We start from the raw sequence: 19852 nt of genomic DNA, 5'->3' as shown, positions 1-19852 counted from the left end.
CGTCACAGGCCAAAGCGCAGACTGTTTTCCACGCTCCCCATACGCTACAGTCCGGCCCGGCATGCGGACACTCCATCACCACCCCCTCCATCCCTTGTCCCGCGTCGCGCGGGTGATGCTGGCCGAGAAGGGTCTTCCCTTCGATTCGGTCATCGAGAAGCCGTGGGAACGGCGCGAGGATTTCCTGATGCTCAACCCCGCCGGCGAGCCGCCGGTGCTGGTGGAGGAGGACGGAACCGTCGTGGCCGGCGGGCTGCCCGTGCTGGAGTATCTGGAGGAGGCCTATCCCGACATGGCGCTGATGCCGCGGGAGGTGGCGGCCCGCGCCGAGGTGCGCCGGATCGTCGACTGGTTCACCCGGACCTTCGACCGCGAGGTGACCGAGAATCTGGTGGGCGAGAAGCTGATCAAGCGGTTGTCCGGCCAGGGCCACCCCTACGCCCCGGCGATCCGCGCCGGTCTGGCGAACATCCAGTACCACATGGAATACATCGCCTTCCTGTCGGAACGCCGCCCCTGGCTGGCCGGCTCCGCCTTCACGGTGGCCGACATCGCGGCGGCGGCGGCGCTGTCCTGCGTCGACTACGTGGACAACGTGCCGTGGGACAAGGTGCCGGAGGCCAAGGACTGGTACGCCCGCATCAAGTCGCGCCCCAGCTTCCGCGGCCTGCTGTCCGACAGCATCCCCGGCTGCCCGCCGCCGCGCCATTACGCCGACCTGGATTTCTGAATTCCCCCACGATCTTTGCGGGAAAATTCCAGGCAAGGCTCTCGCCGCCCGATCTGTCCGACCGGGATAGGCCCCGCCAAAGGAGGGAACCCCATCCGTACCGGTCTGTTTCGCTTTGGTTGCAGAACGGTTGAGGAGGATGGGGGCATGGCCCAACACGACTACGTGCGTCACACGCTCGATTGCCTGGAGGAGGCGCAAGCGGCCCTGCGGCTTGCCCAACGCAAGGGCCAGATCGCGCCGGAGGACGAGGACCAGCTGTCCCGCCGCCTCGAAGGAATCACCGAACGCATCGCCCAGGTTCAGGACATGCATTGAGCCGGCCCCGGCGCGGCCTGCGGCGACACCGTCGCCTCAGGCTACGCCCGCCATGCGCAGCGCCACGCCGGCCAGCGCGCAGGCGCCCAGGGTGGGCAGCATCCCCGCCTTGAAGCGGAACACCGCCAGCACCGCCGCCACGGTCAGCGCCAGCGCCGGCAGGTTGACGCTGGCGAGAACGGGCAGGTCCAGCGCCATGCCGGCGACCGACACCGGCTCCAGCCGGGCGAACAGCGTGTGCAGGGCGAACCACAGCGCCAGATTCAGGATGACCCCGACCACCGCCGCGGTGATCGCCGACAGGGCGGCGCCGAGCATCCGGTTGCCGCGCAGCGCCTCCACATAGGGCGCGCCGAGGAAGATCCACAGGAAGCAGGGCACGAAGGTCACCCAGGTGGTCAGCAGCCCGCCCAGCACCCCGGCCAGCAGCGGCGGCAGCGCTCCCGGATCGCGCAGCGCGCCGAGGAAGCCGACGAACTGCACCACCATGATCAGCGGCCCCGGCGTCGTCTCCGCCATGCCCAGCCCGTCGAGCATCTCGCCGGGATGGAGCCAGCCGTAGGTCTCCACCGCCTGCTGCGCCACATAGGCCAGCACGGCGTAGGCGCCGCCGAAGGTCACCACCGCCATCTTGGAGAAGAAGACGGCGATGCCCGTGAACGTGTTGTCCGGCCCCAGTGTCACCAGCAGCGCCAGCACCGGCCCCAGCCACAGGGCGAGGCACACCGCCCCGACCCGCAGCGACCAAGCGGTGGAGGGGCGGGCGTGGTCCGGCGTCCCCTCGCCCAGCAAACTGCTCCCGTGCGTGGACGGGTCCGGCCCGTGCGGCATCGGCCGGAAGGCGGAGACGCCAAGCCGCGCCCCGGCCAACCCGATCAGCGCGGCGGTCAGGATGATCAGGGGGAACGGGACGTCGAAGGCGAAGATCGCCAGGAAGGCCGCCGCCGACAGGGCGACCATCGCCCCGTTCTTCAGCGTGCGCCGCCCGACGCGGACCACCGCCTCCAGCACGACGGCCAGCACCGCCGCCTTCAGCCCGAAGAACAGCCCCTGCACCGCCCCGGTGTGCCCCAGCGTCGCGTAGAGCAGGCTGAGCGCCATGATGGCGAGCACGCCGGGCAGGATGAACAGGATTCCGGCGATCAACCCGCCCACCGTCCGGTGCATCAGCCAGCCGATGTAGACGGCCAGCTGCTGCGCCTCCGGTCCCGGCAGCAGCATGCAGTAGTTCAGGGCGTGGAGGAATCGCTCCTCCCCGATCCACTTCTTCTCGTCCACCACGACGCGGTGCATCATGGCGATCTGGCCGGCCGGCCCGCCGAAGCTCAGCGCCGCGATCCGCGCCCAGACGCGCACCGCCTCCCACAGGCCCACCCCGTGGCCGGCGGTGTCCGCACCGGGTGCGTTGGCGCTGTCCGCCTGGGTCATGCGTCGTCTCCGGAGCACGCGAAGGGGCGCCATTCAGACCACAAGGGACGGTCCGCCGCCAGCGCGGAGATGTGACGGTAATGTTGCGCCGGTCAGGAGGGCGCCGCCGCCGGCAGCACCAGCTCCACCCGCAGGCCGCCGAGCAGCGAATCGCCCAACCGCAGGTCACCGCCGTAGAGCCGCGCCACGTCGCGCACCACGGCAAGGCCGAGGCCGCTGCCCGGCGTGCTTTCGTCCAGCCGCACGCCGGGGGCCAGCACGGCGTCCCGCCGGTCGGCGGGCAGGCCCGGCCCGTCGTCCTCGACCACCACCGCCAGCATGCCGCCCGCCTCCAGCCGCGACGCGACCTCCACCCGCGACCCCGCCCACTTCATGGCGTTGTCCAGCAGGTTGCCCAGCATCTCGTCGAGGTCCTCGCGCTCCCCGGCGAAGACATGCTCGCGCGGGACGCGGACGGTGACCGTCACCCGTCCTCCCCCCTGGAGCTTCTCAAGCACCCGCGCCAGCGCCCCGGCGCTGTCGGCCACCGGGGTGGCGACGCCGGGCAGGCCACGGGCGGCGGCGGCGCGGGCGCGGGCCATGTGGTGGTCGATATGGCGGCGCATCTCCGCCACCCGCCGGGCGGCCGCCTCCCCCTCCGCCTCGTTCGCCAGCACGGCGAGGTGGGTCTTCAGCGCGTGGGCAAGGTTGCCGGCCTGGAGCCGCGCCCGCACCACCACCTCCTCCGAATGGTCCAGCAGGGCGTTCAGGTCGTCGAGCAGCGGCTGCACCTCGCGCGGGGAGTCCCCGCCGAAGCGCTTCCGGCGCCCGGCCCGCACCGCGGCCAGCTCGGCGCGCAACCGCACCAGCGGGCGCAGCCCCACCGACACCTGGACCACCGCCGCGGCGATCAGCGCCAGCGCCAGCGCCCCCAGCGACAGCCAGAGCACCCGGTTGAAGTCCGCCACCACCGCCCGCAGCTCCGCCTCGTCCTGCGCCACCGCCATGCGCAGGGGTGCGGCTCCGTTGGGGAAAGTCACGGCGCGTTCCAGCACCGACAATTGCCGTCCGGCGGGGCCGACGACGCTGTGGCGGTGGATGTCGCCGTCGGCGACCTCGTCCGGCGGCAGGGGCAGCGCCTCGTCCCACAGCGAGCGGGAGCGCAGGAGGGGCGTGTCCCCCGGCCCGACCTGCCAGTAGAGCCCCGACAGCGGCCGGCGGAAGCGCGGGTCGCTGAGCGGCTGGCGCAGCACCGGCGCGCCGTCCGCCCCCAGTTCGGTCAGCGCGGCGAGCTGGTCGAGATGGTTGGTCAGCTCCGCCTCGAAACGGCGGGCCACATGGTCGCGGAACAGGCCGGACAGCACCAGCCCGGCCAGCGCCAGGGCCAGCGCGATCCACACCGCCGCCCCGGCCAGCAGGCGGAAGCGCAGCGACCCGGTCAGCCGCCGCCCACCCCGCTTCACGGCGCCTCCAGCTTGTAACCGAGCCCCCGCACGGTCTTGATCAGGTCGGCGCCCAGCTTGCGGCGCAGGCGGCCGACGAAGACCTCGATGGTGTTGGAATCGCGGTTGAAATCCTGGGCGTAGATGTGTTCGGTCAGCTCCGTGCGCGAGACGAGCTGCCCCTTGCGGTGCATCAGGTAATCGAGCACGCGGAACTCGTGCCCGGTCAGATCCACCGTCTGCCCGTCAAGCGTGACCCGGCCCGAGCGGGTGTCCAGCACCACCCCGCCGCAGGCGATCTCCGCCGAGGCGTGCCCCTTGGAACGGCGGATCAGCGCGCGGATGCGGGCCAGCAGCTCCTCCATGCTGAAGGGCTTGGCCAGATAGTCGTCGGCCCCGGCGTCGATGCCCTGGACCTTCTCCGTCCAGGCGCCGCGGGCGGTCAGGATGATGACCGGCGTGGCGATCCCACCCGCGCGCCAGGAGCGCAGCACCGTCAGCCCGTCCACCCGCGGCAGGCCGAGGTCGAGCACGATGGCGTCGTAGGGCTCCGTCTCGCCGAGGAACTGCCCCTCCTCGCCGTCGGCGGCGCGGTCCACGGCGTAGCCCTCGCCCTCCAGCCGCTCGGCGAGCTGCTGGGCGAGCGCCGGATCATCCTCGACGACGAGCAGGCGCATGACGCTCACCTCTTCCCATGATGGCCGCCCTCGCCCTTCCCGTTGCGCCCGCGCACCCGCAGCAGGTCGCCGGTGGCGGCGTCGTATTTCAGCTTCAGGACCCGGCCTTCGGCGGTGATGGTCTTGATCTCGTAGACGATCTGCCCGTCCTCGTCCTCGAACTCGACGTCCAGGATGTCGCCGGGGAAATCGGCCTGCGCGCGCGCCAGGATGGCCTCCAGCGGCATCGCCCGGCCCGAGCGGAACGCCTCACGCGCCCGCTCATGGTCGCGGTCGTCATCGGCCGCCGCCGGCAGAGTGGCGCCAGGGAGGGCAGCGGCGAGGAGGACGAGGGACAGCAGGACGGTGCGGACGGCGTTCATGGTCGGAACCGGCGGGCGAAAGGACGTTCCCAGTTAGCACAAAGCGGGCTGAACGGCACCTGAACGAACCGCTCAGGCTGCGTTCAGCGGGAACGGCGCAGTCTCCGCGGCAACGAACGGATGCTCTGGAGATGTCGATGATCCGCAGAATACTGACCCACACCGCCGCCGCGACGCTCGTCATCGCCGTGGCGGCCTTCGCCTTCCAGTCCATGGCCTCCGGCGGGGGCGGCATGACCCGCACCGCCTGGACGCTGGCCGCCGCCATCGCGGGGGGCGATCATGACGTCGACTGACCCCCGCCCCGCGAAGCCGCGCCGCACACCGGGGCGGCTGCTGTTCCTGTTCGCCTTTCACGCCGCGCTGTCGGGCGCCTTCATCGTCGCCTACCTGACCGGGGACGAGGACACCTACGCCATGCATCAGTTCGCCGGCTACACGGCGCTGGCCGCTCTGGCGGTGCGGCTGCTGGCTGGGGTGCTGACGCCGGTGGGGCCGCTGCGCCTGCCCCGCCCGTCCCGTGCCGCCACGCTGGACTGGCTGCGCCGCGCCGCCATGGGCGAGGCGCGGGCCTGGGGGCAGCGCAGCCCCCTGCTCGCCTGGATGGCGCTGGCGCTGCTGGCCGTGGTCGGCGCCGCCGCGCTCAGCGGAGCGGTCGCCGACTTCGTCGTCCCGTTCGAGAAGCTGCACGAGGCGCTGGGCGAGGCCTCCCTGCCCGTCGTGCTGGCCCATGTCGCCCTGGTCTTGGCGCTGCTCGGCCTGAAGAAAGCCGCCGGCTGGCGCGCCCGCTCCCACACCCGCCACGAGGTCATCGCCCCATGATCCGCTTCCTTCTTCCGACGCTGGCCGTCTTCGCCGTGGGCGGGGCCATCGCCGCCACCGCGAACCCGGCGCGCACCGCCCTGCTCGACGGCTACGCCGCCCAGGCGAAAGCCCAGTCGCCCGCCTTCGCCGGCTTCTCCGCCGAGCGCGGGCGCGCCCTTTATCTTGGCCCGCACAGCGGCGGCAAGCCGGAGACCAACGCCTGCGCCGCCTGCCACACCCCCGATCCCGCCGCCCAGGGCCGCCACCAGCGGACCGGCCGCGGGATCGAGCCGATGGCCGTCTCCGCCAACCCCAAGCGCTTCACCGACCCCGCGGAGGTGGAAAAGCGCTTCGACCGCGATTGCCCCAACGTCCTCGGCCGCGCCTGCACGGCGCAGGAGAAGGGCGACTTCATCACCTACCTCGCCGGCCAATGAGGAGCCCCGCCATGCCCCGCCGCCTCGCCGCCGCGACCGTTCTCCTGCTGCTGTCCGGCGCCGCCGTTTCCGCGAATGAATTCGAGCGCGTCCCGCCGGTGACCAACGACGCCACCCGCAAGGAATGCGGGGAATGCCACATGGCCTTCCAGCCCGGCCTGCTGCCGGCGGGAAGCTGGACCCGCATCATGGACGGGCTGGACGATCATTTCGGCGAGAAGGCCAGCCTGCCGCCCGGTCCGGCAGCGGAGATCCGCGCCTATCTGACCGGCAACGCGGCCGGGCGCGGCGACCCGACGCTATTGCGGATCACCGAACAGCGCTGGTGGCTGCGCGAGCACCGCTTCCGCCCGGAGGTCTGGCTGCGCAAGGACGTGCTGTCCAAAGCCAACTGCGAGGCCTGCCACCGCGACGCCGCCCGTGGCCTGTACGACGACGACTGATGGGGCGGGACAAAGCGTTGCCGCGACGGTTGTCTTCGGGAGCGATCAGAGAGGGAGGAGCATCATGGACCACGACACCTTCAACATGGGCATCCGGAAGTACCTGAAGGTCGTCGGCGTCACCTCGCAGCGCGAGATCGAGCGCGCCGTGACCGAAGCGATCGAGTCCGGGAAGCTGAAGGGCAACGAGACGCTCCAGGCCCGCGTCGTGCTGACCGTCGAGGGTATCGGGCTGGAGCATGAGATCAAGGGGGAGATCGCGTTGGAGTAGCGGGGGAAGTGGTTGCGACGGGCCCCCACCCAACCCTCCCCCGCTAACGCAGGGGAGGGCTAAGCTCCTCCCCCTGCGAAGCGGGGGGAGGTCGGGAGGGGGGCAACCACGCCAGCGCTCACCCCATCACCAACCCCCCGTCCACATACAGCACCTGCCCCGTCATGTACCGGCTCCAGCTGGACGCCAGGAACAGCACCGGACCGGTCACGTCCTCCGGCGTGGCGATGCGGCGCAGCGGGGTCTGGGCGACGATGGCGTCCTTCACGTCCTCCTTCGTCGTCCGGCTGGCGTCGGTGGGGTAGACCAGCCCCGGCGCCACGCAGTTGACGCGGATGCCCAGCGGCCCCAGCTCCACCGCCAGATTGCGGCTGAAGCCGACCAGCGCCGCCTTGGCCGTCGTGTAGTCGTGGTAGGGCACGGTGGGCCGGGCGACGAGGTCGGTCGCCATGTTCACGATGCTGCCGCCGGGCCGCCGCCGAATCACCGGCAACACCGCGCGGCAGACGTTGTAGGTGCCGAGCAGCGCCCCGTCCACCTGCCCCCGGTAGTCCGCCCAGTCGGTGTCCCAGAACAGCTTGCGCTTCTCCGGGTCGAAGGCGTAGGGGCGGAAGGCGTTGTTGACCACCACGTCGATCTTGCCGAACTCCTCCGCCGTGCGCTCGACCATGCGGTTGACCGCCTCGGCGTCGGTCACGTCGGCCTGCACCGCCCAGGCGTCGCCGCCCGCCGCGCGGCAAGCCATCGCCACCGCCTCGGCGGCCTCCGCGTTGCTGAGGTAGTTGACGGCGACCGCCGCCCCCTCCGCCGCGAAGGCCTTGGCGATGGCGGCGCCGATGCCGCGGCTGGCGCCGGTGACGAGGACGGTCTTGTCGCGGAAATCCATGGCCCGGCGCGCCTTATTCGGGGATCAGGTCGGACCGGACCAGCGTGCCCATGTCGAGGTCCGCCGCGATCAGGCCGAGCTGTTTGAAGGTGTCGGCGCCCTTCTGCATCAGCGCCGGATCGAAGTGGCCGAGGCCCTTGGCCTTGGTCGTCTCCGACACGCTGGAGGCGTTGCGCAACTTGATGATGGCGAGGTTGGTGGCCTCGTCGCGACCGTTGATGGCGCGGGTCACGGCGAGGCGGGCGGCCTCCTCCGGCTCGGCGATCATCCAGGCGGCGCTGTCGCGGTAGGCGGCGAGGAAGCGCTTCAGCACGTCCTTCTTCGTGCGGTAGGTCTCCTCCGTCACCACGAAGATGTCGCTGGGCAGGTTCAGCGTGTCCTTGACCTCGATGACGTTGATGTCCTTCAGCCCCTTCTGCATCCCGACATGGAGGCCGGTGTCGGTCGCCGCGGTGGCGTCGACCTGTCCCTGGATCACGGGGGCGAAGTTCAGGAGGCCGGTCACCTCGATGGTCACGTCCTTCTCGCTCAGCCCCACCTGATGCAGAAGCACCTGGAGGTTCTGGCGGGTGCCGCTGGACAGGCTGTAGACGCCGATGCGCTTGCCCTTGAGGTCTTCGGGCTTGGTGATGTTGCGCTCCTTCGGCGACACCACGTTGAAGACGTTCTGCGGGTAGATGTTGTAGATGGCGATCAGCTTCTCGCCCTTGTCGAGGGCGAGGTAGAAGGAGGCCGGGTCGGTGAAGGCCACGTCGGCCTGACCGGTCAGCATGTTCTGGATGGCCGAGCCGCCGCCGGTTCCCGGCACATAGCCGAGATCGATCCCCTTGGCCTTGAAGAAGCCCTTGTCCGGCTCGGCCAGCAGGTTGGTGATCTCGCTGATCGGCTGGCTCCAGCCCGCCACGGTCACCTTGTCGAGCGCCAGCGCGGGGGAGGACAACAGGAAGGCGGAAACGGCGACGGCACCCAAAGTGCGCAGGAACCCGAACATCGTGTGATTATCCTTTCCACGGACGGCGCAGCAGCCACCGCTCAAGCCCGGCGGCGGCCTGATAAACGATCATGCCCAGCACCGTGATGACGATGAACAGGGCGAACATCATGGTCGAATCCATCATCCCCTGCGCCGCGATGATCGAGGCGCCCAGCCCCTGCCGGCCCCCGATGAACTCGCCGACGACGGCGCCGACCAGCGCCAGCACCACGGCGACGCGCAGGCCCGCCAGGATCACCGGCAGGCCGGAGGGAATCTTGAGGCGCAGCAGGGTTTGCAGGCGCGTCGCCCGCAGCATCCGGAACAGCTCCCGCTTGTTGGGATCGACCTGCTGGAGGCCGGTCATGGTGTTTTCCAAAAGCGGGAAGAAGCAGATCAGCGCCGTGATGACGACGGTGGAGGTCATGCCGAAGCCGAACCAGACGATGAACAGCGGCCCCAGCGCCAGCTTCGGCACCACCTGGCTGGCGAGAATGTAAGGGTAGAAGAGGCGGCGCAGCACCGGCACCTCGGCCAGCAGCACCCCGGCGAGGAAGCCGACGGTGCAGCCGACGGCGAGGCCCATCGCCATCTCCGCCGTGGTGACCCAGAGATGCGGCAGCAGATAGCCGCCGGCCAGCCCGTCCCACAGCGTGCGCAGCACCGCCGAGGGCAGGGGCACGACCAGCGCGGACACCCCCGCCACCCGGCAATAGACCTCCCACCCCGCCAGGAACAGGACGAGCAGCAGGGCCGAGGCGGCGCGCACCATCACGACGCGCGCTCCAGCGCCACGCCGGAGTCCGCGCCGTCCATGACGCGGCGAAGCTCCAGGCACAGGGCGTTGAAGCGCGGGCTGTAGCGGACGTCGCGCCCGCGCGGGCGGGCCAGCGGCACCGGCAAGGCGTGGCGCAGGCGCCCGCCCTCCATCACCGCCACCCGGTCGGCCAGATAGACCGCCTCCGCGATGTCGTGGGTGACGAACAGGACGGTGGTGCGGTGCCGGGCGCAGAGCTTCAGCAGGTCGTTCTGCAACTCCTCCCGCGTGATGGCGTCGAGCGCGGCGAAGGGCTCGTCGAGCAGGAGCAGCGGCGGCTCGGTGACCAGCGCGCGGGCCAGCGCGACGCGGCTCTGCTGCCCGCCCGACAGTTGGCTGGGGTAGCGCCCTTCGAGGCCGGACAGCCCGACGAGGTCAAGCAGCTCCTCCGCCTTGCGGCGGTCCGCCGGCTGCGGGCGGCGCGTCAGCGAGACGGGAAGCAGCAGGTTGTCGAGCACCGTCCGCCAGTCCAGCAGCGTCGGCGCCTGGAAGACGAAGCCGACCTGGGCGCCCGGCCCCCGCACCGGCTCCCCCTGGATGCGGACGGTTCCGGTGGAGGGGGCGAGCAGGCCTGCGACCAGCTTCAGCAGGGTCGTCTTGCCGCAGCCGCTGCGCCCGACCAGCGCGTGGAACTCGCCCTCCTCGATGGTCCAGTCGATGCGGTCCAGGATGGTGGCGCCGCTCGGGACGCCGTAGCCGGCCTGTTCGATGCTGACGAAGCTCATAGCCGGGCGCCTCAATCCGTGTAGGGGGCGAAAGCGTCCGCCGCCCGTTCCGCCGAGCCTTCGATCTCGGTCATGGTGACGAGGTCCAGCAGGTTGAACCGCCCGTCATGGTGCCAGCCCGCCTCCGGCGCGGTCATGCGGCCGAGCGCGCAGAGGCGCGTGACCCCGACCGCCCCCAGCGCCCCGGCGAGCGCGAACAGCTCCTCCGGTGCCGCGGCGATGCCCACGGTCTGGAGGAAGGCGCGGTAGGGCGCCAGCCCCGGCACCGCATCGGCCAGCCGGTCCACCGCCACCACCGTCACCGTGCGGTTCAGCCCGCAAGGGCTCAGGCCGTCCGCCGCGTCGGTGTAGGCGACCGCCCAGCTTCCCGCCGGATCGCCGAGCAGGGCGCGGCCGGGGTCGGCAAAGCCCTTCGTCTCCTCCGCGTTGCGCCAGGACGCGACGCTGCCCGCCTCGCCCATCGACAGGGGGCGGCGCGGGAATTTGCTGCCAAGGGCGTCCAGCTCGTGCGCCAGATAGCCAGCGAATTCGCGCGGCGACACCCGCCCGCCGCGCTCCACGAAAAAGGTTTGGGGCGAATAGCAGCCCTGCTGGTCGTAGCGCGCCACGTCGTAGGCCGCCTGCCGCGCCACCACGCCCGCCTTCCCGGCGTCGAGCGCGGAGCGGGCGACCATGGCGAAGCTGATCTTGTGCCCGTAGGGCAGGAAGCGCGTGGTGATCGGCACCCGCGCCCGGATGGCCTCCAGCGCGTCGTTGCCGCCATAGGCGACCACGGTGTCGGCGCGGGTCAGCCACGCCCGCTCCGCCGCTTCGTCGCCGCCCTTCCACCAGACGATGGCGATGCAGCCGGCCAGTTCCGGGTCGATCTCCGCCAGGATCTGCGCGAACCAGCCGGCGAACAGCGGCTCGGCGCTCGGCAGCTTGCCGACAGTACCGGCCTTCACCAGCAGGCCGGAAATCAGGCTCCACAGCGGCAGGCCCGGCACGTTGCCCGCCCAGACGTGCAGCAGAAGCTCCGGCCCGAAGGCACGGGCGAAGCCGCCCTTGGGCATCGGCTGGAAATCGTCGAGCAACGCCGGGTTGGCGAAATCCTCCGCGATGAACTTCCGAAGCTCCGGCCCGCGGAAGGTCTTCAGATAGCCGGTCAGCCCCAGCCGGACCATCTCCGCGTCGTAGCCGGTGACCAGAGGCAGCAGCCGTTCCGCCTTTTGCCGCCACGGGTCGTCGCGGTCGAGCAGCCGCGCGACGGCGCGGTCGATGATGGCGGCGATCTCCGCGACGGTGCGGCGTCTCAGATAGGTCCGCGCGTTCGTCCGCACCCGCGCCGCCAGCTCGGCGATCTGCGCCTCGCTCAGCACCGGCACCGCCACGTCGAGAGTCTCTGCGCCGCGCCGGAAGGTCAGCGTCCGCCAACCCACCGCGTCGGCGGACAGCCCCGGCAGATGCCCGGCGCGCTCCATCAGGAGGCCCGCGCCGCTTTGAGGAAGTCCTCGACCGCCATGGAGCAGCCCTTGGCGTCCGTCCCGTCGGCCCGGCCGAGAAGCTGGAAGCCGCCCTCCACCTCCACCCCCGCATCCTCGGTCAGGATGGCCGAGGCGCAGTTGAAATGGGCCAGATCGTGATGGACCAGCACGCCGACGCTGCCGCGCGGCACCTCCTGCCCGGTCAGGGGGTTGATGACACGGCTGCGGATCCAGTGCGGGCCGGACTTCACCGATGGGCAGGTCTCGTTGCCGTCGTCGTAGAACTGGGTGCTCAGCTCGGTCATGCCGTACATGTTGATGCACAGCCGGCGCGGCACGCCGAAGGTGGCGGACAGGCGGCCGTAGAACTCCTCCGCCGCCATCTCGCGCGACTGGCCCTTGAAGCCGCCGGTGTCGAGGATGCGGCTGCCCGTCGGCAGGGCAAAGCTCCGCCCCCGCTCGGCCAGCGCGTCCATCAGATGCACGACGCTGAAGCTTGCCCCCAGCAGCGCATAGGGTTCGCCGGTTTCCTCGGCGCGGGACAGCGCCGCGATGGCCCCATCCACGTCCAGCCCGGCATCGGAGACGAAATAGCGGCTGTCCGCTGTCCCGAATTCGCTCCTGGCCAGCGCCAGATAATGGGCGAGCGAGGAGTTGGGCATCGCCTGCTCGGTCGGGAACAGGATGCCCATGCGCAGCCGGTCATGGTCACCCCCGTAAGGATTGGCCATGAAGCGGCGGCGGAAATTGACGGTCATCGAGCGGTCGTAGACCGCCAGCGTCGGGTGGTGGCTCTTGCCCCGCACGCCCTTGGTGGTGCCGCTGGTCATGAAGACGTGCGGGCATTCCTCCGGCGGGCGTCCGCTCAGCGTCAGGTCCTTGAAGGCGCTGATCGGCACGGCGGGCACGTCGCGCCAGCTCTTCACCGTGCGCAGGGTGCGCGCCCGCTGGGTGGCGAAGCGGCGGTAGGGGGCGTTGGTCTCGAACTGGTGGGCGAAGACGGCCAGCGCCATGCGGTTGAACGCCTCCTCGTCCGCCTCTCCGGCGGCGATGAAGGCCAGCAGGTCTTCGACAAGTCGGGCTTCGGTCACGTCCGGACACACCTTTTGCAGCGCCAGCAAACTGTTGCCGGGACAAGCGGTGTCTGGATGGAATGGGGGTACGCCGTGCCGCCCTTCAGTCCCGTCCCTACGCCGGTATGACCCGGATCAGGTTCGATGGGTCACCGCGTTGTCCGGATGAAAGCGCCGGACCGGCGGAGTCTCAGCCTCCTAGCGAGGCCCCCCAGGGAACATTCGCAAGCTAAGGGACCCGCCCCCGCCCGTCAAGCCGGTCGGGTTCAAGGAGGTCGGGTTCGGGGAGGTCGGGTTCAGGCGGCGGCCTTCACCACCTCCAGGACCATGGCGATCTCGTCGATGACGTTGTTCTGGCTTTCCATCGCCTCCATCACCTGCTGGTTCGTCACCTCCCCGGAAGCCAGCTTCTGATGCCAGCGAGGGGTCGGGGCGTAGGTGATCGACAGCGTACGGAAATCGACGTTCAGATGCATGGCCAGCCGGGTGTTGGGCCAGCCGCGCTCGATGAACTTCCGGTTCTCCTCCATCGAGAACAGGCTCAGCACGTTGGGCGTGATCGGGCGGACGTGGGTCGGGTCGCCGAGATAGCCCTCGCTGCGCGGGTGCGGCACCTTGATGGTGACCCGCGCGCCGTGGCGGCAGACGCGGTACAGCTCCTTCATGATGTTCAGGAAGCCCTCGGTCGTCTGGCCCATATGCTCCAGCGCGTGGATGAGCTGGACGTCGGCGACGCTGCTCTCCTCGAACGGCCAGGGCACGACCTCCAGGTCGGCCACGATGTCCGGCCCGAAGGTGCCGTACTTGTCCACGTTCACATAACCGGCAAGCCGCGTGTCGCCGCAGCCGAGGTTGAGCTTCAGGTCCGACATCGCGTGCGCTTCCCGCCAGCCGTTGTTGCCACGACCGCGACCCTACACCTCCCGCCGCAGCAGCGACAGGGCGGCCATCGCCATGACCTGCGCGGAATGGACCATGTCGTCGATGTCCACATACTCGTCCGGCTGGTGGGCGAGGTCGAGGATGCCGGGGCCGTAGGCGATGCAGTCCTTCAGATGCCCGACCCGCGCGATGTGCTTCTGGTCGTAGGTGCCGGGGGACACCACCTGCGCCGCCGGGCGGCCCAGCACCGTCTCGATGGCCGCCCCCACCGCCCGCACCACCGGCGCGTCGGCGTCGGTCAGGGTGGGCAGGAAGGCCAGAACCTCGCGCAGCTCGTAGTCGAAGCCGGGGCGCTCGCGGCGCAGACCCTCCAGAATGCTGACGATCTCCGCCCGCACCTCCTCCGGGTCCTCCTCGATCAGGTAGCGGCGGTCGATGACCATGCGGCAGCGGTCGGGCACCATCGGGCTGGGCAGGCCGCCATGGTCCTCGGGCTGGCCGCCATGGATGGCGTTGATGTTCAGGGTGGATTGCCGCGCCCCCTCCGGGACCACCGGCATAGTCGTGCGCTTGGCGGCCAAGCGGGGGATCAGCTCCGTCTCGATCCGGTGCAGCACGGCGCCCATGTGACGCACCGCGCAGTTGCCGAGGAAGGGCATGGAGCCATGGGCGACGCGGCCCTTCGTCTCGATCTCCGCCCACCAGACGCCGCGGTGGCCGATGCACACCCGGTCCACGTTCAGCGGCTCCGGGATGATGACGTGGTCCACCCGTGGGCGGGAGAAGTAGCCGAGCGTCGCCAGATGCCCGACCCCGCCGTAGCCGCCGGACTCCTCGTCCACCGTGCCGGAGATTTCCAGCGCGCCGGGGAAGGGGATGCCCGATTCAAGGATGGACTCGACGGCGATGATGGACGCGGCGATGCCGCCCTTCATGTCGCAGGCGCCGCGGCCGTAGACGCGCCCGTCCTTCACGACGCCTTCGAAAGGATCGACCGTCCAGCCCTGGCCGGCGGGCACCACGTCGATGTGGCCGTTGAAGTGCACGCAGGGGCCGGGCTCGCGCCCCTCGATGCGGGCAACGACGTTGGTGCGCGGGTAGCGGTCGCTGTCGCCCGGCGCCCCGTCGGCCCGCACATACTCCACCTGGAAGCCGCGCCCGGCCAGCCGCCGCCCGAGGAACTCCGCGCAGTCGGTGTAGACGTCGCCGGGCGGGTTCACGGTGGGGATGCGGATCAGGTCGCGGGTCAGCGCGACGAGGTCGTCGCGCCGCTCCGCGATGCGGCGGAACAGCGACTCCCGGTGGTCGAGCGGCATGCATCACCCCCACGCACAATTCGTCGCGCGGAAGGATCGGTCATGCCGGCGCGCCTGTCGAGAGGTTCCGCGCCTCACTCCGCCGCGTGATGCCGCAGCCGCCCGTCCTGGTTGGCCTGCCCGTTGCGGAGCTGCTCCTCGTACCAGCGGCGGTGATGGTCCTTGGCCCAGTTCTCGTCCACCACGCCGCTGCCCATGGCGTCGAAGGCGCCCTCCATGCCGATGGTGCCGATGTAGATGTGCCCGATGATCAGCGCGATCATCAGCGCGGCCACCACCCCGTGCGCCACATGCAGGATCTGCATGCCGCCGATCCCGGTGACGGCGAAGGGCATCATCAGCAGGAAGCCGGTGAGCGACAGCGCGAAGCCCCCGAACACCACCGCCCAGAAGACGCCCTTCTGGCCGGCGTTGAAGCGCCCGGCCTCCGGATGCTCGCCGGACTTGCTCAGCACGCCGCCGAGGGTCTTCAGCCAGACCAGATCGGCCTTCTCCGGGATGTTGTCGCGCACCCACAGCACGAAGATCATCAGCAGCCCGAGGACGAAGGGCACGCTGAAGAAATTGTGCATGTACTTGCTGGCCTCCGCGAGCATCGTGAAGTTCGGGTGGCCGATCAGCGGGATCAGCAGCATACGCCCAAAGGTCAGGATCAGCCCGGTCAGCGCCATCAGCAGGAAGCTCACCGCCGTCGTCCAGTGGGCGAAGCGGTCCATGCCGCTGAAGCGCGGCACCGGACGCCCCGACCGGCCGCCATGGATGCGGATGGTGCCGCGGATCAGGTAGAAGATCGCCAGCACCGCGATCGGCCCCAGGATCAGCGCGCCGGCGATGATCTTCAGCCAGACCATGCGGAACTCGCGCCACTCCCGCCCCTCCGGCTGGACCAGGACGCCCAGCTTCTCGTCGGGGATGCTGACCCGCCCGGACAGCTTGCCGTCCGGCGTCTGGTAGAGCTGCACCTCGTCCTTCGAGGTCGGCGAGGTCGGCCCCGGCGTCTGGTAGAACTGCGCCTGCACCGCCGGGGCGGCGAGCAGCAGAACGAACAGGACCAGCAGGGGGCGCAGGAGCTTCGTCATGTTGCGTCCTTCCCTAGAGAAAATGCGCTTCGCGGGGTGCTTGATCGGGGGACGCTTGCCCCCACCCCGGCCCTCCCCCGCTTTGCAGGGGAGGGAGAATTGTCCCCTCCCCTGCAAAGCGGGGGAGGGTTAGGGAGGGGGCATCACTTCCCCACCCCCTCAGCTCCCGCCCGTTCCCTCGCGGCCCGGGCTGAAGGCGTCGCCGCGGTCGTTCTGGCCATAGGCGGTGGACCAGCCCCAGGCGCCGGAGCCATAGCCGCGGCGCACCGTCCGCTCTTTGTAGATGTCGGCCAGAACCTCGCCGTCACCGGCCATCAGCGCGCGGGTGGAGCACATCTCCGCGCAGAGCGGCAGCTTGCCCTCGGCCAGCCGGTTGGTGCCGTATTTCTGGTACTCCTCCATCGTGTTGTCCGCTTCCGGGCCGCCGGTGCAGAAGGTGCACTTGTCCATCTTGCCGCGCCCGCCGAAGTTGGTCGCCTGCGGGTACTGCGGCGCGCCGAAGGGGCAGGCGTAGAAGCAGTAGCCGCAGCCGATGCACAGGTCCTTCGAGTGCAGCACCACCCCGTCCGCCGTCTGGTAGAAGCAGTCCACCGGGCAGACCGCGGCGCAGGGCGGGTCGTTGCAATGCATGCAGGCCATGGAGATCGACCGTTCGCCGGGCACGCCGTCCTTCAGCGTGATGACGCGGCGGCGGTTGATGCCCCAGGGAATGTCGTGCTCGTTCTTGCAGGCGGTGACGCAGGCGTTGCACTCGATGCAGCGTTCCGCGTCGCACAGGAATTTCATGCGGGCCATGGTTTCTCATCCTCCTTGCGGCGCGTCAGGCCGGTTCGACGCGGCAAAGCGTCACCTTGGTTTCCTGCATGAAGGTCATGGGGTCGTAGCCGTAGGTCGTCACCCCGTTGGCCGGCTCGCCCAGGACGATGGGATCGGTGCCCGGCGGGTAGTTCTCCCGCAGGCTGTTGCCCTGCCAGTAGCCGGAGAAGTGGAAGGGCATGAAGACCGTGCCGGCGCCGATGCGTTCGGTCACCAGCGCGCGCATCCGCGCCTTCGAGTTGTCCTCCGGCCCGTAGACCCAGACCATGCCGCCGTCGCGGATGCCCAGGCGCTCGGCGTCCTTGGGGTTGATCTCCACGAACATCGTCTGTTGCAGCTCGGCCAGCCAGGGGTTGGAGCGGGTCTCCTCGCCGCCGCCCTCATACTCGACCAGCCGTCCGGAGGTCAGGATGAAGGGGAAGCGCTGGCGGATGTCGCTGTCCGCGATCTTGAACTGGAGCGAGCGGGCGAGCTGCGGCAGGCGGTAGTCGCGCCGGTCCTCGATCGCCGGATACTCCTTCACCAGCTCCGGCCGCGGCGAGTAGATCGGCTCGCGGTGCAGCGGCACCGGGTCGGGCAGGTTCCAGGCGACGGCGCGCGCCTTGGCGTTGCCGTGCGGCACGCAGCCGTGCTTCATCGCGACGCGGATGATGCCCATGGACAGGTCGGTCTGCCAGCTCACCTCGTCCACCTTGTCGCCGCCGATGGCCTGGATGACGCGCATCTCCTCCGCCGTCAGGTCCTTGTCCCAGCCCAGCTTGCGCAGCATCGCCATGGTGAATTCGGGATAGCCGTCCTCGATCTCCGACCCCTTGGAGTAGGAGCCGTCGGCGAGCAGGCTGACGCCGTTGCGCTCCACCCCGAAGCGGGCGCGGAAGACGCCGCCGCCCTCCATCACATGCTTGGAAGTGTCGTAGAGGACGGCGCAGCCGGGGTGGCGAAGCTCCGGATGGCCCCAGCAGGGCCAGGGCAGGCCGTAATACTCGCCCTTCAGCGGGCCGCTGGTCGCCTGCATGGTGATCTTGTCGAAGTCGGCCTGATGCTTCATGTGCATCTTCAGCCGCTCCGGCGACTGGCCGGTGTAGCCGGTGGACAGGCAGCCGCGGTTGATCTCGCGCAGAATGTCCTCCGGCACCGGGCGGGTCTCCTCCACCGTGATGTGCTTGAACATCTCGTCGGCGAAGCCGAACTTGCGGGCCAGCAGATAGATGATCGTGTAGTCGTCCTTGGACTCGAAGATCGGCTCCACGACCTTCTCGCCCCACTGCATCGACCGGTTGGAGCAGGTGCGCGAACCGTCCGTCTCGAACTGGGTGCAGGCCGGCAGGATGTAGGTGCCGTTCCGGCGCTCCTTGAAGGCGGCGAAGGTGGTCGGGTGCGGGTCGGCGATGACGAGCAGGGACAGCTGCTCCAGCCCCTTCAGCATCTCCGGCATCCGGGTCACGGTGTTGCCGCCGTGGCCGAAGACGACCATCGCCTTCAGCGGCGACGGCTGCTGGATCTCCTCCGGCTTGTAGGTGACGCCGTCGAACCAGCGGGTGGTCGGGATGCCCTTGGCCTCCATCAGCTCCTTTGAGGAGAAGCGGGCCTTCATCCAGTCGTAATCGACGTCCCAGACGCGGCAGAAATGCTTCCACGCCCCCTCGGCCAGCCCGTAGTAGGAGGGCAGCGTGGAGACGTCGAGCCCGAAGTCGGTGGCGCCCTGCACGTTGCAGTGGCCGCGGTAGATGTTCGCCCCGCCGCCGGCCGTGCCGATGTTGCCCAGCGCCAGTTGCAGGATCGACAGGGCGCGGACGTTGGCGGTGCCGGTGGTCTTCTGGGTGATGCCCATGCACCAGATGACGGTGGACGGCCGGTTCTTCGCCAGCGCCTCCGCCACGCGGTAGAGCTGCTCGCCGGGCACGCCGCTGACCCGCTCCACCGTGGCGGGGTCCCACTTCTTCACCTCGGCGCGGATCTCGTCCATGCCGTAGACGCGCTGGCGGATGTATTCCTTGTCCTCCCAGCCGTTCTCGAAGATGTGCCAGAGGATGCCCCAGGTGACCGGGATGTCGGTGCCGGGGCGGATGCGCACATAGTCGGTGGCGTGGGCGGCGGTGCGGGTGAAGCGCGGATCGATGACGATGAAGGGCGCGCGGTTGTGCTCCTTCCCGCGCAGCATGTGCGGCAGCGAGACGGGGTGGGCCTCCGCCGGGTTGCCGCCGATGATCAGCAGCGCCTTGGAATTCTGGATGTCGTTGTAGCTGTTGGTCATCGCGCCGTAGCCCCAGGTGTTCGCCACCCCGGCGACCGTGGTGCTGTGGCAGATGCGCGCCTGATGATCGACGTTGTTGGTTCCCCAGAAGGCCGCCAGCTTGCGGAACAGATAGGCCCCCTCGTTGGAGAATTTGGCGGAGCCGAGCCAGAAGGTGGCGTCCGGCCCGGACTGCTCGCGGATCTCCAGCAGCTTGGTCCCGATCTCCTCGATGGCCTGGTCCCAGGAGATGCGCTGCCACTGGCCATCCACCAGCTTCATCGGGTATTTCACCCGCCGCTCGCCCTTGGTCAGCTCGCGCACCGAGGCGCCCTTCGCGCAATGCGCGCCCTGGCTGATCGGGCTTTCCCAGCCCGGCTCCTGCCCGGTCCACACGCCGTTCTGCACCTCCGCGATCACCGTGCAGCCGACGGAGCAGTGGGTGCAGACGTTCTTGCGGGTGACGACCTCGACGTTGGGCAGGGTCGGCCCGGCCTCGGCCTTCTGGATCATCGCGGCGGGCAGCGCACCCAGCGCCGCCATGCCCCCGGCGGCGAGGCCGGAGGTTTTCAGGAAGCCGCGGCGGTCGACGGTTTCTCCCAGCCCGGCGGTGCCCGCGGACAGTCCGTTCAGGCGGCGGGACAGGGAGGCGCGGGTGGCGGCGGTTCCGGCGTTGCGCTTGACGAGCATGGGGCGGC

The 19852-nt window shown here is 70.0% G+C and carries 22 protein-coding genes and 1 riboswitch; of the genes, 7 read left to right on the top strand and 15 right to left on the bottom strand.

All coding sequences use genetic code 11. From position 1 onward, the window contains the following. Window positions 1–61: 61 nt before the first annotated feature. Complete coding sequence (locus FHW79_RS23625; protein WP_183181163.1) at window positions 62–730, top strand: glutathione S-transferase family protein; 669 nt, start codon at window positions 62–64, stop codon at window positions 728–730. 147 nt (window positions 731–877) lie between these two features. Continuing rightward, a complete protein-coding gene (locus FHW79_RS23620; protein ID WP_183181162.1) occupies window positions 878–1048 on the top strand; it encodes a hypothetical protein in 171 nt (56 codons plus the stop codon). 36 nt (window positions 1049–1084) lie between these two features. On the opposite strand, the gene chrA is transcribed toward FHW79_RS23620, so the two are convergent. From chrA to FHW79_RS23600, 4 genes are all read right to left on the bottom strand, one after another. Further along, window positions 1085–2476 (bottom strand): chromate efflux transporter, encoded by a 1392-nt coding sequence (gene chrA, locus FHW79_RS23615; protein WP_183181161.1) that lies wholly within the window; start codon window positions 2474–2476, stop codon window positions 1085–1087. A 92-nt stretch (window positions 2477–2568) separates the two neighbouring features. Next, window positions 2569–3918 carry a sensor histidine kinase gene (locus FHW79_RS33335; RefSeq protein ID WP_183181160.1) on the bottom strand — a complete coding sequence of 450 codons (1350 nt, stop codon included), beginning with the start codon at window positions 3916–3918 and terminating at the stop codon, window positions 2569–2571. Beyond that, the gene (locus tag FHW79_RS23605) at window positions 3915–4574 is read right to left on the bottom strand and encodes a response regulator transcription factor (RefSeq protein WP_183181159.1); all 660 of its coding nucleotides are present in this window, start codon (window positions 4572–4574) and stop codon (window positions 3915–3917) included. Before FHW79_RS23605 ends, FHW79_RS33335 begins: the two co-directional genes overlap by 4 nt. Before the next feature lie 5 nt (window positions 4575–4579). Continuing rightward, window positions 4580–4936: a PepSY domain-containing protein gene (locus FHW79_RS23600; RefSeq protein WP_183181158.1), complete on the bottom strand. Its 357-nt coding sequence runs from the start codon at window positions 4934–4936 to the stop codon at window positions 4580–4582. A 137-nt stretch (window positions 4937–5073) separates the two neighbouring features. Here FHW79_RS23600 and FHW79_RS23595 point away from each other — a divergent pair, with 137 nt between their 5' ends. From FHW79_RS23595 to FHW79_RS23575, 5 genes are all read left to right on the top strand, one after another. Further along, a complete protein-coding gene (locus tag FHW79_RS23595; protein WP_183181157.1) occupies window positions 5074–5232 on the top strand; it encodes a hypothetical protein in 159 nt (52 codons plus the stop codon). Further along, window positions 5219–5758, top strand: coding sequence for a hypothetical protein (locus FHW79_RS23590; RefSeq protein WP_183181156.1), 540 nt, complete (start codon window positions 5219–5221; stop codon window positions 5756–5758). Before FHW79_RS23595 ends, FHW79_RS23590 begins: the two co-directional genes overlap by 14 nt. Next, window positions 5755–6177, top strand: coding sequence for a DUF1924 domain-containing protein (locus FHW79_RS23585; protein WP_183181155.1), 423 nt, complete (start codon window positions 5755–5757; stop codon window positions 6175–6177). The genes FHW79_RS23590 and FHW79_RS23585 overlap by 4 nt, the downstream gene beginning before the upstream one ends. Before the next feature lie 11 nt (window positions 6178–6188). After that, a complete protein-coding gene (locus FHW79_RS23580) occupies window positions 6189–6620 on the top strand; it encodes a diheme cytochrome c (RefSeq protein ID WP_211108453.1) in 432 nt (143 codons plus the stop codon). Between the two features lie 64 nt (window positions 6621–6684). Further along, entirely contained in the window at window positions 6685–6891 is a 207-nt protein-coding gene (locus FHW79_RS23575; protein WP_137104577.1) for a DUF6494 family protein, read from the top strand. A 118-nt stretch (window positions 6892–7009) separates the two neighbouring features. On the opposite strand, the gene FHW79_RS23570 is transcribed toward FHW79_RS23575, so the two are convergent. The 11 genes from FHW79_RS23570 to FHW79_RS23520 all read right to left on the bottom strand — a co-directional run bounded on the left by FHW79_RS23570 (window position 7010) and on the right by FHW79_RS23520 (window position 19844). Further along, entirely contained in the window at window positions 7010–7777 is a 768-nt protein-coding gene (locus FHW79_RS23570; protein WP_183181153.1) for a 3-oxoacyl-ACP reductase, read from the bottom strand. 13 nt (window positions 7778–7790) lie between these two features. Further along, window positions 7791–8768: an ABC transporter substrate-binding protein gene (locus FHW79_RS23565; protein WP_183181152.1), complete on the bottom strand. Its 978-nt coding sequence runs from the start codon at window positions 8766–8768 to the stop codon at window positions 7791–7793. 7 nt (window positions 8769–8775) lie between these two features. Next, complete coding sequence (locus tag FHW79_RS23560) at window positions 8776–9522, bottom strand: ABC transporter permease (RefSeq protein ID WP_183181248.1); 747 nt, start codon at window positions 9520–9522, stop codon at window positions 8776–8778. Next, window positions 9522–10292, bottom strand: coding sequence for an ABC transporter ATP-binding protein (locus FHW79_RS23555; protein ID WP_183181151.1), 771 nt, complete (start codon window positions 10290–10292; stop codon window positions 9522–9524). The genes FHW79_RS23560 and FHW79_RS23555 overlap by 1 nt, the downstream gene beginning before the upstream one ends. Window positions 10293–10303: 11 nt before the next feature. Further along, window positions 10304–11752 (bottom strand): acyl-CoA reductase, encoded by a 1449-nt coding sequence (locus tag FHW79_RS23550; RefSeq protein ID WP_183181150.1) that lies wholly within the window; start codon window positions 11750–11752, stop codon window positions 10304–10306. After that, a complete protein-coding gene (locus FHW79_RS23545) occupies window positions 11752–12846 on the bottom strand; it encodes a long-chain fatty acid--CoA ligase (RefSeq protein WP_183181149.1) in 1095 nt (364 codons plus the stop codon). Before FHW79_RS23545 ends, FHW79_RS23550 begins: the two co-directional genes overlap by 1 nt. 76 nt (window positions 12847–12922) lie before the next feature. Further along, window positions 12923–13052: riboswitch (TPP riboswitch) on the bottom strand. Between the two features lie 72 nt (window positions 13053–13124). Further along, the gene (locus FHW79_RS23540; protein ID WP_183181148.1) at window positions 13125–13700 is read right to left on the bottom strand and encodes a hypothetical protein; all 576 of its coding nucleotides are present in this window, start codon (window positions 13698–13700) and stop codon (window positions 13125–13127) included. Between the two features lie 42 nt (window positions 13701–13742). After that, window positions 13743–15026 (bottom strand): acetylornithine deacetylase/succinyl-diaminopimelate desuccinylase family protein, encoded by a 1284-nt coding sequence (locus FHW79_RS23535; protein ID WP_183181147.1) that lies wholly within the window; start codon window positions 15024–15026, stop codon window positions 13743–13745. Window positions 15027–15100: 74 nt separating this feature from the next. Further along, window positions 15101–16105 (bottom strand): formate dehydrogenase subunit gamma, encoded by a 1005-nt coding sequence (locus tag FHW79_RS23530; RefSeq protein ID WP_183181146.1) that lies wholly within the window; start codon window positions 16103–16105, stop codon window positions 15101–15103. Window positions 16106–16264: 159 nt separating this feature from the next. Continuing rightward, window positions 16265–16900, bottom strand: a complete 636-nt coding sequence (gene fdh3B / locus FHW79_RS23525) for a formate dehydrogenase FDH3 subunit beta (protein ID WP_145705758.1) — start codon at window positions 16898–16900, stop codon at window positions 16265–16267. Window positions 16901–16925: 25 nt separating this feature from the next. After that, window positions 16926–19844: a formate dehydrogenase subunit alpha gene (locus FHW79_RS23520; protein WP_183181145.1), complete on the bottom strand. Its 2919-nt coding sequence runs from the start codon at window positions 19842–19844 to the stop codon at window positions 16926–16928. Window positions 19845–19852: the final 8 nt, after the last annotated feature.

Source organism: Azospirillum sp. OGB3 (assembly GCF_014192915.1).
In the GTDB taxonomy this organism is placed as follows: Bacteria; Pseudomonadota; Alphaproteobacteria; order Azospirillales; family Azospirillaceae; genus Azospirillum.
The sequence above is the reverse complement of the archived record's forward strand: the minus strand, read 5'-3'. Positions and strand labels throughout refer to the sequence as shown.

Excerpts from the sequence above, each read along its gene's own strand:
- fdh3B (WP_145705758.1), bottom strand. The coding sequence starts at position 16,900 with ATGGCCCGCATGAAATTCCTGTGCGACGCGGAACGCTGCATCGAGTGC.
- FHW79_RS23560 (WP_183181248.1), bottom strand. The coding sequence starts at position 9,522 with ATGGTGCGCGCCGCCTCGGCCCTGCTGCTCGTCCTGTTCCTGGCGGGG.
- FHW79_RS23555 (WP_183181151.1), bottom strand. The coding sequence starts at position 10,292 with ATGAGCTTCGTCAGCATCGAACAGGCCGGCTACGGCGTCCCGAGCGGC.
- FHW79_RS23600 (WP_183181158.1), bottom strand. The coding sequence starts at position 4,936 with ATGAACGCCGTCCGCACCGTCCTGCTGTCCCTCGTCCTCCTCGCCGCT.
- FHW79_RS23565 (WP_183181152.1), bottom strand. The coding sequence starts at position 8,768 with ATGTTCGGGTTCCTGCGCACTTTGGGTGCCGTCGCCGTTTCCGCCTTC.
- FHW79_RS23590 (WP_183181156.1), top strand. The coding sequence starts at position 5,219 with ATGACGTCGACTGACCCCCGCCCCGCGAAGCCGCGCCGCACACCGGGG.
- FHW79_RS23595 (WP_183181157.1), top strand. The coding sequence starts at position 5,074 with ATGATCCGCAGAATACTGACCCACACCGCCGCCGCGACGCTCGTCATC.
- FHW79_RS23585 (WP_183181155.1), top strand. The coding sequence starts at position 5,755 with ATGATCCGCTTCCTTCTTCCGACGCTGGCCGTCTTCGCCGTGGGCGGG.
- FHW79_RS23605 (WP_183181159.1), bottom strand. The coding sequence starts at position 4,574 with ATGCGCCTGCTCGTCGTCGAGGATGATCCGGCGCTCGCCCAGCAGCTC.
- FHW79_RS23575 (WP_137104577.1), top strand. The coding sequence starts at position 6,685 with ATGGACCACGACACCTTCAACATGGGCATCCGGAAGTACCTGAAGGTC.
- FHW79_RS23570 (WP_183181153.1), bottom strand. The coding sequence starts at position 7,777 with ATGGATTTCCGCGACAAGACCGTCCTCGTCACCGGCGCCAGCCGCGGC.
- FHW79_RS23540 (WP_183181148.1), bottom strand. The coding sequence starts at position 13,700 with ATGTCGGACCTGAAGCTCAACCTCGGCTGCGGCGACACGCGGCTTGCC.
- FHW79_RS23530 (WP_183181146.1), bottom strand. The coding sequence starts at position 16,105 with ATGACGAAGCTCCTGCGCCCCCTGCTGGTCCTGTTCGTTCTGCTGCTC.
- FHW79_RS23550 (WP_183181150.1), bottom strand. The coding sequence starts at position 11,752 with ATGGAGCGCGCCGGGCATCTGCCGGGGCTGTCCGCCGACGCGGTGGGT.
- chrA (WP_183181161.1), bottom strand. The coding sequence starts at position 2,476 with ATGACCCAGGCGGACAGCGCCAACGCACCCGGTGCGGACACCGCCGGC.
- FHW79_RS23580 (WP_211108453.1), top strand. The coding sequence starts at position 6,189 with ATGCCCCGCCGCCTCGCCGCCGCGACCGTTCTCCTGCTGCTGTCCGGC.
- FHW79_RS23625 (WP_183181163.1), top strand. The coding sequence starts at position 62 with ATGCGGACACTCCATCACCACCCCCTCCATCCCTTGTCCCGCGTCGCG.
- FHW79_RS23620 (WP_183181162.1), top strand. The coding sequence starts at position 878 with ATGGCCCAACACGACTACGTGCGTCACACGCTCGATTGCCTGGAGGAG.
- FHW79_RS23535 (WP_183181147.1), bottom strand. The coding sequence starts at position 15,026 with ATGCCGCTCGACCACCGGGAGTCGCTGTTCCGCCGCATCGCGGAGCGG.
- FHW79_RS23520 (WP_183181145.1), bottom strand. The coding sequence starts at position 19,844 with ATGCTCGTCAAGCGCAACGCCGGAACCGCCGCCACCCGCGCCTCCCTG.